At 57.8% G+C, this 13,124-nt stretch carries 14 protein-coding genes and 1 tRNA gene; 5 read left to right on the top strand and 10 right to left on the bottom strand.

Annotated elements, in window-relative coordinates:
• Positions 1 to 4 precede the first annotated feature (4 nt).
• The 7 genes from DWV57_RS06495 to DWV57_RS06525 form a co-directional block, all read right to left on the bottom strand.
• Positions 5 to 1,204, bottom strand: coding sequence for an ABC transporter permease (locus DWV57_RS06495; protein ID WP_120020308.1), 1,200 nt, complete (start codon positions 1,202 to 1,204; stop codon positions 5 to 7).
• On the bottom strand, positions 1,201 to 1,950 hold the full coding sequence (locus DWV57_RS06500) for an ABC transporter ATP-binding protein (protein ID WP_120020309.1): 750 nt from the start codon (positions 1,948 to 1,950) through the stop codon (positions 1,201 to 1,203). Before DWV57_RS06500 ends, DWV57_RS06495 begins: the two co-directional genes overlap by 4 nt.
• A complete protein-coding gene (locus DWV57_RS06505; RefSeq protein WP_120020310.1) occupies positions 1,950 to 3,737 on the bottom strand; it encodes an HlyD family efflux transporter periplasmic adaptor subunit in 1,788 nt (595 codons plus the stop codon). The genes DWV57_RS06500 and DWV57_RS06505 overlap by 1 nt, the downstream gene beginning before the upstream one ends.
• A gap of 173 nt (positions 3,738 to 3,910) precedes the next feature.
• Positions 3,911 to 5,260, bottom strand: coding sequence for a histidine kinase dimerization/phospho-acceptor domain-containing protein (locus tag DWV57_RS06510; protein ID WP_120020311.1), 1,350 nt, complete (start codon positions 5,258 to 5,260; stop codon positions 3,911 to 3,913).
• The gene (locus tag DWV57_RS06515; RefSeq protein ID WP_097777569.1) at positions 5,257 to 5,982 is read right to left on the bottom strand and encodes a response regulator transcription factor; all 726 of its coding nucleotides are present in this window, start codon (positions 5,980 to 5,982) and stop codon (positions 5,257 to 5,259) included. The genes DWV57_RS06510 and DWV57_RS06515 overlap by 4 nt, the downstream gene beginning before the upstream one ends.
• A gap of 232 nt (positions 5,983 to 6,214) precedes the next feature.
• The gene (locus DWV57_RS06520) at positions 6,215 to 7,531 is read right to left on the bottom strand and encodes a GHKL domain-containing protein (protein WP_243089002.1); all 1,317 of its coding nucleotides are present in this window, start codon (positions 7,529 to 7,531) and stop codon (positions 6,215 to 6,217) included.
• A gap of 19 nt (positions 7,532 to 7,550) precedes the next feature.
• On the bottom strand, positions 7,551 to 8,273 hold the full coding sequence (locus DWV57_RS06525) for a LytTR family DNA-binding domain-containing protein (RefSeq protein WP_165853668.1): 723 nt from the start codon (positions 8,271 to 8,273) through the stop codon (positions 7,551 to 7,553).
• A gap of 287 nt (positions 8,274 to 8,560) precedes the next feature.
• On the opposite strand from DWV57_RS06525, the gene DWV57_RS06530 reads away from it, so the two are divergent.
• Both DWV57_RS06530 and DWV57_RS06535 read left to right on the top strand, forming a co-directional pair.
• The gene (locus DWV57_RS06530; RefSeq protein WP_097777567.1) at positions 8,561 to 8,848 is read left to right on the top strand and encodes a type II toxin-antitoxin system Phd/YefM family antitoxin; all 288 of its coding nucleotides are present in this window, start codon (positions 8,561 to 8,563) and stop codon (positions 8,846 to 8,848) included.
• On the top strand, positions 8,832 to 9,149 hold the full coding sequence (locus DWV57_RS06535; protein WP_097777566.1) for a type II toxin-antitoxin system RelE/ParE family toxin: 318 nt from the start codon (positions 8,832 to 8,834) through the stop codon (positions 9,147 to 9,149). The genes DWV57_RS06530 and DWV57_RS06535 overlap by 17 nt, the downstream gene beginning before the upstream one ends.
• A 103-nt stretch (positions 9,150 to 9,252) precedes the next feature.
• Here the strand turns inward: DWV57_RS06535 and DWV57_RS06540 are convergent.
• Positions 9,253 to 9,328: transfer RNA gene (locus tag DWV57_RS06540), tRNA-Ala, on the bottom strand.
• A 285-nt stretch (positions 9,329 to 9,613) separates the two neighbouring features.
• A complete protein-coding gene (locus DWV57_RS06545) occupies positions 9,614 to 10,054 on the bottom strand; it encodes a hypothetical protein (protein ID WP_120020312.1) in 441 nt (146 codons plus the stop codon).
• A gap of 248 nt (positions 10,055 to 10,302) precedes the next feature.
• Here DWV57_RS06545 and DWV57_RS06550 point away from each other — a divergent pair, with 248 nt between their 5' ends.
• From DWV57_RS06550 to sigG, 3 genes are all read left to right on the top strand, one after another.
• Positions 10,303 to 11,142 carry a sigma-E processing peptidase SpoIIGA gene (locus DWV57_RS06550; RefSeq protein ID WP_120020313.1) on the top strand — a complete coding sequence of 280 codons (840 nt, stop codon included), beginning with the start codon at positions 10,303 to 10,305 and terminating at the stop codon, positions 11,140 to 11,142.
• A gap of 48 nt (positions 11,143 to 11,190) precedes the next feature.
• A complete protein-coding gene (locus tag DWV57_RS06555) occupies positions 11,191 to 11,895 on the top strand; it encodes a sigma-70 family RNA polymerase sigma factor (RefSeq protein WP_120020314.1) in 705 nt (234 codons plus the stop codon).
• Positions 11,896 to 11,979: 84 nt separating this feature from the next.
• Complete coding sequence (gene sigG, locus DWV57_RS06560) at positions 11,980 to 12,747, top strand: RNA polymerase sporulation sigma factor SigG (RefSeq protein ID WP_120020315.1); 768 nt, start codon at positions 11,980 to 11,982, stop codon at positions 12,745 to 12,747.
• Positions 12,748 to 12,798: 51 nt separating this feature from the next.
• On the opposite strand, the gene DWV57_RS06565 is transcribed toward sigG, so the two are convergent.
• Entirely contained in the window at positions 12,799 to 13,047 is a 249-nt protein-coding gene (locus tag DWV57_RS06565; RefSeq protein ID WP_005945675.1) for a sporulation transcriptional regulator SpoIIID, read from the bottom strand.
• Positions 13,048 to 13,124: the final 77 nt, after the last annotated feature.

The following is a 13,124-nucleotide window of genomic DNA, read 5'->3' on the forward strand; positions in this document are numbered from 1 at the left end:
CTCCTTAATCGTAACGCAGCGCTTCGATGGGGTTGAGCCGTGCCGCGCGCTTTGCGGGCAGGTAGCCGAACAGCACGCCGATGCCCACCGAGATGCCAAAGGCCACGGCCACCGAGCTGAGAGACGGTGCCACGGTCATTTCCATATCGGACATGACCAGCGGCAGGATCTTGTTTGCCAGTGCCGAGAGCAGATAGCCAAGACCGATGCCCAGTATGCCGCCCAGCGCCGAGGTGGTGGCAGCTTCGGTGACGAACAGGCCCAGAATGACCCGTTCCTTGGCACCCAGCGCCTTGCGAATGCCGATCTCGCGGGTGCGCTCGGTGACGGACACCATCATGATGTTCATGATGCCGATGCCGCCCACCAGCAGCGAGATGGCCGCAATAGCTGTGAGGATAGTGACGACCATGTTCACCATGGAGGTCATCATATCCAGCATTTCGCTCATGCTGGTGACCATGTAGCCCTTATCGGAGCTGAGCAGCTCCTGCAGGCCGTTTTCCAGTGCGGTCTTCGCTTCGGAAATGTTGTCCTCACTGGTCACAGTGACGGCGTAGGAGCTGGCGGTGCCGGTTTGTGAAACACGCAGCGCCGTGGTGTAGGGCAGCAGAACGATATCATCGCTGCTGCCCTCCTGATTCGAGGTGTCTGTCACCTTGGCTTCCAGTACGCCCACAATGGTATACTTCTCCGCTCCGATTTTGATGGTCTGGCCCACGGCATTGCCGCCATAGGCCACACGGCTGATGTAATCGCCCACTACGCAGATCTTCTTGTTGTCAGTCAGATCCACGTAGTTGATGCCGCGCCCGACGCGGACGGTGCAGCCGCTCATTCCAAGATAGCTCTCGCTCACGCCCTTGACGCTGGTGTTGCTGTAGCTGGTGGTACCCACCTTCACGGTTCCGTTGATGCTGGCCGTAGGCGACACCGCCTCGAACAGATCCGGGTGGGCATCCACGAGGCTGTAAACATCCTCCACTTTCACAGAGCGGGAACCGTAACCCATGACCTGCACGCTGATGATGTTGGTGCCGAGATCTGAAAAGCTGGACTGGATGCTCTGGGTCATGCCGTTGCCAAGGCCCACGATAACGATGACCGCCGTCACGCCGATGATAATGCCCAGCATGGTGAGGAAGGTGCGGAACTTATTGCTCCAGATGTTCTGGATGGCTTCACGGAAGGTCTCATAGATCATGATGCACTCTCCTCCTGTTCTGCCTTGGGTACATAATTGGGCTGCACCACGGCTTCGGGTGCGTGGGCATCGCCGTCGTACACCACATGGCCGTCCTCCAGCCGGATGATGCGCTGGGCCTGCACGGCAATGGAGTTGTCGTGGGTGATAAGCACCACGGTGTTGCCCTGCCGGTGCAGGTCCTGCAGCATGCCCAGCACTTCACGGCCGGTGTGGCTGTCCAGTGCGCCGGTAGGCTCGTCGGCCAGAATGACAGCCGGACGGCCTGCCAGTGCCCGCGCGATGGAAACACGCTGCTGCTGACCGCCGGAAAGCTGGTTGGGCTTATTCCGGAGCTTATCGCCAAGGCCCACCCGCTCCAGTGCGGCGGCGGCACGGCGGCGGCGCTCTCCGCGCGGCACTCCGGCATACACCAGCGGGACCCCCACGTTTTCGATCAGGCTGAGCTTGGGCAGCAGGTTGTACTGCTGAAAGATGAAGCCCAGCAGCTCGTTGCGGATCTCGGCCAGTTCGTCGCGGCTCATCCTGCCCACGTCACGGCCATTGAGTTTATAGGTACCCGCCGTAGGCACATCCAGACAGCCGATGATGTTCATGCAGGTAGACTTGCCGGAACCGGACTGGCCCACGATGGCCACGAACTCGCCCTTGTTGATCTGCATCGAAATGTGATCTGCAGCCTTTACAAGGGTATCGCCCATCTGGTAATACTTGCACACATGATCAAATTCAATAAGGGCACTCATCAGAAGCCACCTCCCGGGCCTCCGCCGCCGGGGCCTCCGTTCCCTCCGCCGTGCCCGCCGCTGCCGCTGGCGTTCTGTTTTTCAGCAGCGTCGGCATCGTAGGCGATGGTGCCGCCCGGGCCCACCATGAATTCCATACTGTCGCTGGCGTTCTGCTTTTCAGCCGCGTCGGCATCGTAGGCGATGGTGTCGCCCTCCTGCAGGCCGCTGGCCACCTCAATGTAATCATCATCGCTGGTGCCGGTGGTGATCTTGACGTACACATAGCCGTCCGGTGCGGTCATATCCTGCACGGCATTGGCAGCACTGGGCGAATCCTTGGTGACCAGCACATAATTGCCGCGCACCACGGAACCGTTGGGAACGGCAAGGGCGTTGGACGCACTGCTCACCTCGATCTCGGCCGTGGCGTTCATGCCGGGCAGCAGGTCGCCGGTGTCATCGATGCGGATGGTCACCGGGTAGGTCGTGGTGCCGCCGGTGGTGGTTCCTGCAGCGGAAACACTGGTGACCACGCCGGTAAAGGTGCGGTCCGGGATGGCATCTGCCGTAATGGTGACGGTCTGACCCTCCTTGATGGAGAGGATTTCCAGTTCGTCCACATTCAGCGTCATTTCCAGATAGCTCAGGTCGTAGATGGTGCACAGCGTCTCGCTGGCTGTAGTATCGGTGCCCACAGTGTCACCAGCCTTGACATTCTTCTGGATCACGGTGCCGCTGATGGGCGAGGTAATGGTGTAGTTTTCCATCTGCTTTTGGGTATCGCTCATGGAAAGCTGCGCGTTGAGCAGGCTATCGGCAGCGGACTGTACCTGCCTGCTCAGCTCGGTGCCGGAAAGCTGCACGATGGCCGTGTTGGCCTCAATGGCAGTGCCTTCCTTGACGCACACAGCAGCCACCGTGCCGCTGGTGGTGGCTGTGACGGTCTGCTGGTGCTGATAATCGAACCGGGCCGAAGCCAGCGCGCTGACACCGTTGATGGTGGCGGATGCGGCCTGTGCGGTGGTCAGGCTGCCATTATTCTTCACGGCAATGGTCACGGTGCGCACCAGCAGATTGCCGCTGCTGATGGTATCGGTGCCGGCCACGGCCTGCACCGTGCCGGAAAGGGTCTCAAAGGTACCGTTGAGTATGACCTCCGCAGCCTGACCCACGGCAAACCCCGAAGCATCCGCTGCCGGGAATTCCAGCGTGAGCAGCAGGCTGGAATCGTCCCGCACGGTGGCGATCTCCTGCCCGGCGGTCACGTAGTCACCGGCCTTGACTTTGATGGAAGCCACTGTGCCGCCAATGACGCTGCGGATGTACTGGGCATCGGCTGTATCGTCGTAGCTGCGCTGTGCCTGCTCCAGCGCAAGCTGGGCCTTTTCCACACTGGTGGCAACGTCTGAACTGTCGATGGTGTACAGCACGGTACCTTTCTTGATGGTATCGCCCACCTCAAAATCTGCGGTGAGCACAGTGCCCTTCACCAGCGACTTGACCGTATAGGTGTTAGCTGCGGAAATGGTTCCGGAACCGCTGAAGGTGTTGGTGATGTCCCGCCGTTCCAGTGCGGTCTCCATGTACTGGGTGCTGGCCTGCACAGCCTTTTTGCTGTTTTTGGGCAGCAGCACCGCAGCGGCCACCGCCGCCACGCAGACCACCGCAGTGATCTTTTTCCAGTTGCGCTTCAAAAACTGTTTCGGGTCTTTTTTGCCCGGCTGCACCGCCGGGTCCTCAAAGTCCAGCAGTTCCTGCTGGGCATCCGGCTGCTGTGCCGGTTCGCTGTTTTTCTTTCGCAGCATCGTATCGCCCCTCCTGTATTGCATGCGGCGGGATCTTCTCCGCCAATATCTGGAAGTATACAGGATGATTCTTAGGATTTTGGGCAAAAAAGTCTTAAGATGACTTAAGAGAAGTCAACAATGTGTGAAAAAGCAGAGAAAGCCTCCCTCAGCGGGAAGCCTTCTCTGCTTTTTCATTCTTTGACGGTCTGGAACAGCAGTGTCATGCGGAAAATGCCTTCAGGCTGTTCAATACGACAGATGCCCTGCATCTTTTCCATCATTGTTTCAATGCTGGGCAGTCCCACCTTGGTGCTCTCCGAGGAGGCGGGCACCGGCAGGACGCGGTTCTCAAAGCACAGGCCCGCCCTGTCTTCTTCCTGCACAAAGCGCACAAGGATATCACTGCAGGGGTCGGCATACTTGACCAGATTCGAGGTGATGTTATCCAGAATGCGGCGCACGTACTGCCCGCTGACCGAGAGCAGCACGTCCTCCTCGCCCAGTTCCAGTGCGCAGGCAAACCCGCGCTGCTGCAGCGTTTCCACCATTTCCGTGAGTGGCTCTTCAAACACAGTGGAAAAATGTGCCGGCGGGTCCAGCACGGCCACCGTATCCCGCGTGACAAGGGCATATTCAAACAGGTTATCCGAAAGCTGCTTGATCTGCCGGGCCTTCGCGTCGATCTTGTTCAGGTAATTGTCGGCCTGTTCCGGTGTCTCGTACTTATGATACTGCAAGATCTCTGTATACAGCAGCAGAGTGGTCAGCGGCGTGCGCAGATCGTGCGACATCTCGGTGATGAGATTCTTTACCTTGGCAGCGGCCTGTGCTTCCTCTTCCTGCTGCTGGCGCAAAGTCACCCGCATGGAGTCCAGACAGGAGGCCAGCGTGGTGATCTCATCGCTGCCGCGGATGGTAATGGGGTGGTCGAGGTCGCCGCCCTCCATGGCCTGGATCTCCTCACTGAGCTGCACCACGTACCGCACGATCTTACGGCTGTTCAGAAGGAAAAAGCCCGGAAACCACCATAAAATGCACAGGGAAAGCAAAATTTCGCACCCGGTGCCGTAATAGGTATTGAAGCCGTTGTAGTAGAGCATCGCGCTCACCTCACCGTCTGCAAAGGTGAGCGTGTAGCAGGGCAGCCAATCGTAAACGCCGGTCTTATCCACCAGGACCCCCGGGTTCTGATCCGATGTGCCGTTCTGCGGCAAAAACGAGATCATCCCGTCTTTGGGTGCAAACGAAGAGTAGATCATCGTCTGGCCCCGGTAGAGTTCCAGCAGGGTATAACGCCGCTTATGGCTCCAATCCGTCAGTTCCTTTACATCCGTGCTGGCAAGATGATGTTCCGTCACATAGCTCTGCAGCTCCTGCACCTGTTTCTGGGTGGCATGCTGCTGCACCTCCGTGCGGCTGAACCAGAAGCGCAGTCCCTTGGCAAGCACCACCTGCGATACTGTCAGCAGCAGCACGCTTTCCAGCGCCGCCAGTGCGATCATGCCCATAAACTGCTTTGCAAGGCCGTTCTGCTTTTTCATAGACCGCCTTCCTCTCCGGAAACAAAGCGGTAGCCCTTGCCCCACACAGTGCAGATGCGGGTGGGCTTCTGCGGGTCGTCCTCCACCTTCATACGCAGGTTGCGGATATGCACCATCACTGTGCCGTTGGAAACATAGTAGTACGGCTCGTTCCACACCGTCTCATAAATGACCTGAATGGAAAAGATGCGCTGCGGGTTCTGCATGAGCAGCCGCAGAATTTTGTATTCCGTCTCGGTCAGATCCACTTCCCGCTCGTCCACCCACACACGGTTGCAGTCCAGTGCAAGGCGCACACCGTGCAGCTCCAGCGTGGTGTTGTGCGGCTTGTGATGCACCTGATCCTTGCCCTGATACACGCAGTACCGGCGCAGCAGCGCCTTGACCCGCGCGCTCAGCTCCGCAAAGGAGAACGGCTTTGCCAGATAGTCGTCGCCTCCCGCCGTCAGGCCCAGCAGCTTGTCCGACTCCTGCGATTTTGCGGTAAGGAACAAAATGGGCACCGCCGAGGTCTTGCGCAGCTCTTCGCACACGCGCAGACCGCTCATGCCCGGCATCATGATATCCAGAATGACCAGATCCACCTCCGGGTCGAACAGCTCCAATGCCCGCAGGCCGTTCTCTGCCTCCAGAATGTGGTAGCCCTCGCCTGCCAGCAGGATGCGCACACCGTCCCGGATATCCGGGTCGTCCTCCACGATCAGGATCGTCTGTTCTGCCATATTCACACTTCCCCCTTGTACTGTCATTCGATTTTAGTATACCAGCAGAACGTTTTAGTTTCTACAAAAGATTTCTTAGGAAAGTTTAAGAAACAGCCGGTTTTGCTTTCTGCTGCCATATGCTCCCCTCCTGTCTTTTCTTTTATAAATAAGTATAATGATCTCCCGGGAAAAGTGCAACCAAAAGGCACCGGCTTGTGCAAAAAAGCCGGTGCCTTGGGGCAGGAATATTTTACAGGTTCAGCAGCACATTGGCCCGGAAAACGTTGCCGCCCGTTTCCACCGTCAGATTGCCGTGATACCTGTGCACGGCAGTTTCGACGGAAACAAGGCCGATGCCCTGTCCGTCATGCTTGGTGGAGCGCAGAACGCCGCCCTGCTTTTTCAGCACGCCATCGTAGCGGTTCTCCACCATCAGGCCCATCATGGCCGGGCTGAGCATCCGGGCCAGCACCTTGATCTGCCGTTCTTCCGGCGGCAGCTTCTGGCTGGCATGGAGCGCATTTTCCAGCAGGTTGCCAAGAATGGTGCACAGGTCGGCCTCCGGCAGGGGCAGGAGCTTGGGCAGTTCCAGCTTCCATTCGATCTGGATGCCCTGTCTCCGAGCCTCGTAGTCGTAGTGGCCGGCAAGCGCATCCACCGCAGCGTTGGCGCACAGGGTGGGTCTGGCATCGCTGAGTTCGCTCTCGTACTGGCTCAGGTAGCTTTTCAGTTCATCCAGCTGCCCGGCCTCGGTCAGGCCGGAGATCACATGCAGGTGCTGGCGGAAATCGTGCCGCAGGTGGCGGGTCTGTTCCAGATAGCTGCGCAGCTCCATATAGCGGCGGGACTCCACGGCCAGCAGCTGGTTTTCGCGGTCCAGCTGGGAGCTGCGGGCATACTCCTTTGCCACGCGGTACATCTCGTACAGCAGCAGAAAGATGCCCAGCAGCGAGATGCTCACTGCCAGCACCGCGATGATGCGGATGCGGTTCATCAGGATGATGCCGATCTCCTTCGGCATACAGAACACCAGAAACGCCGCGTACAGTGCCGGCAGCGGCCATGCCGACTCCCAGAAGGCTTCTCCGTGGTACTCCTGCAGCAGCCACCGGCTCCAGCGCACTGCCGTAAAGCGGAAGATGGTGCTGAGTATCACCGCGAGGGTCAGGCAGATGACCGAGGTGCTGGGCAGAAACACCGGCTGTGCATTGTCCAGCTCAGCTTCCGCGTTCAGCACAACGGCAAGCAGGGTGCACACAGACATCATCACTGCCGACACCGAGAACAGAAACATGGTCTGGCTGATCGATACTTCCCGGTCGGTGCGCCAGCGCAGCAGCCAGAAGCTGATGATGAGCAGCGGGATGAGCAGGAAGTTCGTTTCTATGTCCAGCATGCAGCACACCGCTGCGCCAGCCAGACCCATCAGTGTGATCGCCGACGCACCGATGGCATAGGTTTTACGCGGTGCACGCAAGTGCTCCTGCAGCGAGGCAAGGCAGAGATATTCTGCCGGATACATCATTGCAAATTCCAGAAAAAAACGTCCAAACAATGCAAAATTCACAAGCGCTCTCCTTTCCAGATCAGAATTCCCGCTGCATCCCACGGAACTGGTACTGCGTAAATTGGGCGAGCAGGCTGTTTTTGTCCTTCTGCCGCACCGGCAGATGGGTCCCATCCAGCATTTCAATGCAGTCGCCCTCAAACCGCAGCACCTTGGACATGTTGATGATCACGCCGCGGTTGCACACCAGAAATTCCGGCTGGGTCTGAAGCTGTTCCTGCACCTGTGCAAAATTTGCCGTGGCCCGGCACTCGCCGTCATCCGTGACCACACGCACATAATGGTTCTGTGCCGTAGCATAGTAGATCTTGGTCAGCGGCAGCCGCACGATCTGCCGGGCAATGCGCACCTCCAGCTCTGGCTGCTGGCGGCACAGCACCCGCCGCAGCTCCCCTGCCAGCTGCTCAAACTTTTCTTCCTTATAAGGCTTGAGCAGATAATCGAATGGATGTACCGGAAAGGCATCCCACACGTACTCCGGCGAGGATGTCACAAACACGATCAGCAGGTCCGGGTCGGCCGCACGCAGCCGCCGCGCCGTCTCAATGCCATTGGTGCCCTCCATGCAGATGTCCAGAAACACTACCTGATACCCTTCGCGCCAGCCGGCCCGCAAAAATTCATCTCCGCTGGCAAAACAGCTGCAGGATATGTTCTCATTTTCAAATGCCTTTTTCAGCAGCTGTTCCAACCGTTCGGCATCCGGCTTGCGGTCTTCCACGATCGCCGTCCGCAGGTTCATCGCTGCACCCCCCGTTCCTTCTGCTTCCCTATTTTTTATTCTATTATAGCACAAGTTCCGCCTTCCGTGGTCTGCCATTCGCGCACAAAACAGCCCGTTTCGCGCAGGCTGCGGCAGTGGGCAGAAATTTTTGTGTGTTTTCGTGGCTGCTATGATCGTAATACTGGCAAAGTGGTGGAACTGGAGAACGAAGTGACAGCTGTTCGCATTGACTTCGTTGCACAATATGGATATAATATAATTAGAATTTTACTATTATAGATCGTTCAGGAGCAGGAGGTGCTTTTATGAATATCCGTCCATCTGCAGCGATTCGTCAGAACTACAACGAAATCGCCGATTTGTGCAGAGAAACCGCCGAGCCGATTTTTCTCACCAAGAACGGCGAGGGTGACTTGGTCGTCATGGACATCGAAACCTACAACCGCCGTGAAAAAATGCTGAAGCTCCGTGAAGAGCTGCTTTCCGTGGAAGAGGACCGGATGCGTGGAAGCGAGGGCTATTCGATCGACGAGGTCACTTCCATGATGCGCAGTGCGGTCAAGGAGGCCACAGGGCATGGCACAGCAAAATAAATACCACGTGATCGTGTCAGCACGGGCTGCTCAGATGCTGGTGTCCCACGCCGCATTTCTGGCACATGTCAGCCCTGCGGCAGCAGAGCGGCTTACAGTCGAATTTGAAAAGGCTGCAAAGTCTTTGGAGCAGATGCCGCAGCGCTGCCCATGGCTCAAAGGTGAATACATTCCTAAAAATGCTTACCGATTCATCTTGTTTGAAAAACGCTATATGCTTATCTTCCAGATTGTAGATCATACGGTTTATGCGGATCATGTGGTAGATTGCAGACAGGATTACGGCTGGCTCATCCGATGATTATCAAAGGCGGTGACTTTCCCTTTTGTGGGAAGCTCCCGCCTTTTTCTGCGTCTGTATAAAAAGAAAAGCACCATACTTCCTACGAAGTACAGTGCTTTTTTGGTGGAGAATAGCGGGATCGAACCGCTGACCTCTTGCATGCCATGCAAGCGCTCTCCCAGCTGAGCTAATCCCCCAGATGTTCGTGCCGTGCCTGACGACGTGGTTTATTATATCAGCACATCCGGGAGTTGTCAACTATTTTTTGAAAAATTTTTCGCCAGTTTGTCTGCCAATGGAGATTTTTTGAGATTGTCCGATCCTGCTCCATCCCTGCGCCGTTTTCCCACAGCCTGCTCAGTTTTTGCGCAAACAAAGACCCCGCGCAAAACGATCGCTCGTCTTGTGCGGGGTCTCTAGCTCTTTTTATCTGACACAGCAAACGCTATGTCAAATCAAACTATCTATCTTATTCAGATAAATTAGGCGTCGAGAGAGCCGTCTGCCTTGTACTTGTTGAAGGTCAGGCCCTGGCCCTTGGTCTCCAGGCCGATGGGGCTGCTGCCCAGGGTGTAGATAGCGGACAGGCCGCCCAGGATGCTCATGCCAGCGTTCAGAACGCCCAGGCCCATAGCCCACTCACCAGCCAGAGCGGAAGCGCCCTTCTTGTAAGCAGATGCTACAGAGCCGACCAGGCCGCCAACAATGTCGCCGGGAACATAGTAGCCATCAAACAGGGTGTTGAAAGCCTTGCTAGCATTGTTAGCGATGAAAGCGTTGCCAACGATCTTGATCACGTTGGTAGAGACGTTCTGCCAGTTGGCAGTGGTCATAGCAGGAGCCAGGACATCAACCAGGCTACCGCCGACAACATAGGTCATTTCGTTTTCTGCAACAGCAGAGAAGTTTGCAGGCATCATCATAATGAATTTCTCCCTTCAAATTTAGAAAGATATTTGCAAGCCATTTGTTTGGCTTACGTCCCTTACTAGGATGGCAATAATATACCACACTTTCCAGAAATGTTCAAGTACTTTTTTGAAAAAAATGTGAAAAATGTGATAGACTGTGAAAATCCGGTCTCAAAATTCTTACAGAAGCCGCTTTTTTGCACACAGCGACATGTTTTTTTGCAAAACTGGAAGATACTGGAATTTGAAAGGGACCGTGTATGAAAACCGTGATCTATCTGGACGAACTGCTGCTGACGAACTTTCTGGCCGCAGCAGCACTGCTTTTGGGCGCAGGGCTTTTGTGCGCGCGGCAGTGCAGCGGCCTGCGGCTGATGGCGGGCAGTGCGGCAGCGTCAGCAGCTTCGCTGGGCATTCTGCTGCCGGAGCTGCCCGGGCCTGCAGCTTTCCTTTATAAGGTATTCACCTGCTGTGCTGCTGTAGCTGCGGCTTACGGCGTGCCGGGCCTGCGCAATTTTGTGCAGCTGTGTGCGTGGTATCTGCTGCTGAACCTGCTGCTGTGCGGAGCCGTACTGCTGCCCGGGGTGCAAAGCGCAAATCTCTGCGTCTATCTGCCGCTGTCTCCGGGCCGGCTGCTGCTGTGCTGCGGTGCAGTGTTTGCTGTGCTGCGCGGCGTACTGTTCTGCTTTGGCCGTGCAGGCACCCGCTGCTTTGCCGCTGTGCTGGAGCTGGAAGGCTCAGTCCTCTCCGTACAGGCTTTCTGTGACACCGGCTTCTCCGTGCAGGACCCGCTGACCGGGCAGGCAGTGGTTCTGGTCTGTTATCCTGCCGTGCGCAGTGCCCTGCCGCCGGAGCTGCGCACATTTCTGGACAGTTATTTTGCCTGCGGCACAGCACCGCCGCCGGAGTTGCGGGTGCGGCTGGTGCCCTGCACCACCATTGCCGGGCACTGCGTGCTGCCTGCCGTTCCGGCCAAGGCCCTGCGCACCAGCAAAGGCAGTGCAGCGGGCATTCTGGCCGCATTCTGCCGCCCGGAAACACAGCAGCCATGGACAGCTCTGCTGGGCAGCGAATTGGCCGTACAGCTGGGCATCCGCTGAGAAGCACTTGATGCGATCGATACTTATAGATGTACAGGAGGGGTATTCATGTTTCATGTTCTGCACCGGTTCTGGCGTTGGCTCCTTGCACGGCTGGGCTATTGCGGCGGCGCACATTTTCTGGCGGGCGCGCCCAGCCTGCCCCCGCCCCTGACCCCGGAACAGGAAAAGGCCCTGCTGGCCCGCATGGCAGAGGGGGACGCCTGCGCCCGGGACGACCTGATCACCCACAACCTGCGGCTGGTGGTGTATCTTGCCAAAAAGTACGAAAGCAGCGGTGTGCCTGCCGAGGACATGATCAGCATTGGCACCATCGGGCTGATCAAGGCGGTGAACACCTTCACGCCGGAGCGCAGCATCAAGCTGGCCACTTACGCCAGCCGCTGCATCGGCAATGAAATTCTGATGTACTTACGCAAAAGCTCCAACCGCCGTCAGGAAGCCAGCATCGACGAACCGCTGAACGTGGATGGCGACGGCAACGAGCTGCTGCTTTCTGATATTCTGGGCAGTGATGAGAACCAGATCAGCCAGCGGCTGGAACAGGATGCGGAGCGCGCCGTTCTTCGCCGGGCCGTGGACAGCCTGTCCCCGCGGGAACGTCAGATCATGGAGCTGCGCTTTGGTCTGGCGGACGGCATTGAGCGCACCCAGAAGGAGGCCGCCGACGCACTGGGCATCAGCCAAAGCTACATTTCCCGGCTGGAAAAACGGATCATCCATACCTTAAAAGTACAATTGGAAAACGAATAACGGCTCCCAGTTTTTCCCGTGCATAGTGCTTTGCACGCAGGGCCATACTCCCGGTGAGAACAAAAACAGACCGGGGGCGTTTGGATGTACAACAAAGTGGAGCTGTGCGGCATGAACACTGCAAAGCTGCCTGTGCTGACCGAAGCCGAAAAGCGGGAACTGCTGGCCCGCGCCCACGCCGGTGATGCGACAGCCCGGGAACAAATGGTGGAAGGCAACCTGCGGCTGGTGCTCAGCGTGGTGCAGCGGTTCGCCCAGCGCGGCGAAAATCTGGACGACCTGTTTCAGGTGGGGTGCATCGGGCTTATCAAGGCCATCGATCATTTTGACCCCGCCCAGCCGGTGCGCTTCTCCACCTACGGCGTGCCCATGATCATTGGGGAGATCCGGCGCTTTCTGCGGGACAACAATGCCCTGCGGGTGAGCCGCAGCCTGCGGGATACCGCCTACCGGGCCATGCAGAGCCGCGAAGCGCTGGAAAAGCAGCTGGGCCGCGAGCCGACCATGGACGAGATCGCGCAGGCGGCGGGCCTTGCCCGGCGCGAAGTGGCCGCTGCGCTGGAATCGGTGATGGAGCCGATCAGTCTGGAAGAGCCGGTGTACACCGATGGCGGCGATGCGATGTATGTGATCGATCAGGTGCGGGACCCGGACGGCGAGGACAGCTGGATCAGCGGGCTGCAGTTCCGGCAGACCGTGGCCGGGCTGACCCCGCGGGAAAAGCGGATCATGGAGCTGCGCTACCTGCAGGGCAAGACCCAGATGGAGGTGGCGCAGGAGATCGGCATCAGTCAGGCACAGGTCAGCCGGTTGGAAAAAGGCGCACTGAGCCAGTTCCGCACCCGGGACTGAACCTTAAAAAAGGCGGCACAGCTTCCGTTTTGTTCGGAAGTGTGCCGTCTTTTATCTGCGGCTGTATTTGCGCCGGGTGGCCGCACCGCCGCGCAGATGCCGCTCTGCCTTATTGCAGGCCAGAACCGCACGCACCTGCCGGAACAGCTCCGGCTGCAGCGTCCGCAGCCGCACCGCAACATCCTTGTGCACGGTGGACTTGCTGCACCCGAACACCGCTGCCGCCGCACGCACTGTGGCCCGGTTGGCCGCGATATATTCGCCCAGCTGTACCGCCCTCTGTTCGGGGTCTCCCTTCATATCCAGACTCCTCCCATTGTGAACTTATAGTACAGCCTATGCACAGGCCGGGGCAGATATGTTCCGCCGGGGCTTGA

Origin of the sequence: Faecalibacterium sp. AF10-46 (genome assembly GCF_003604105.1) — a bacterium.
Lineage (GTDB): Bacteria > Bacillota > Clostridia > Oscillospirales > Ruminococcaceae > Faecalibacterium > Faecalibacterium taiwanense.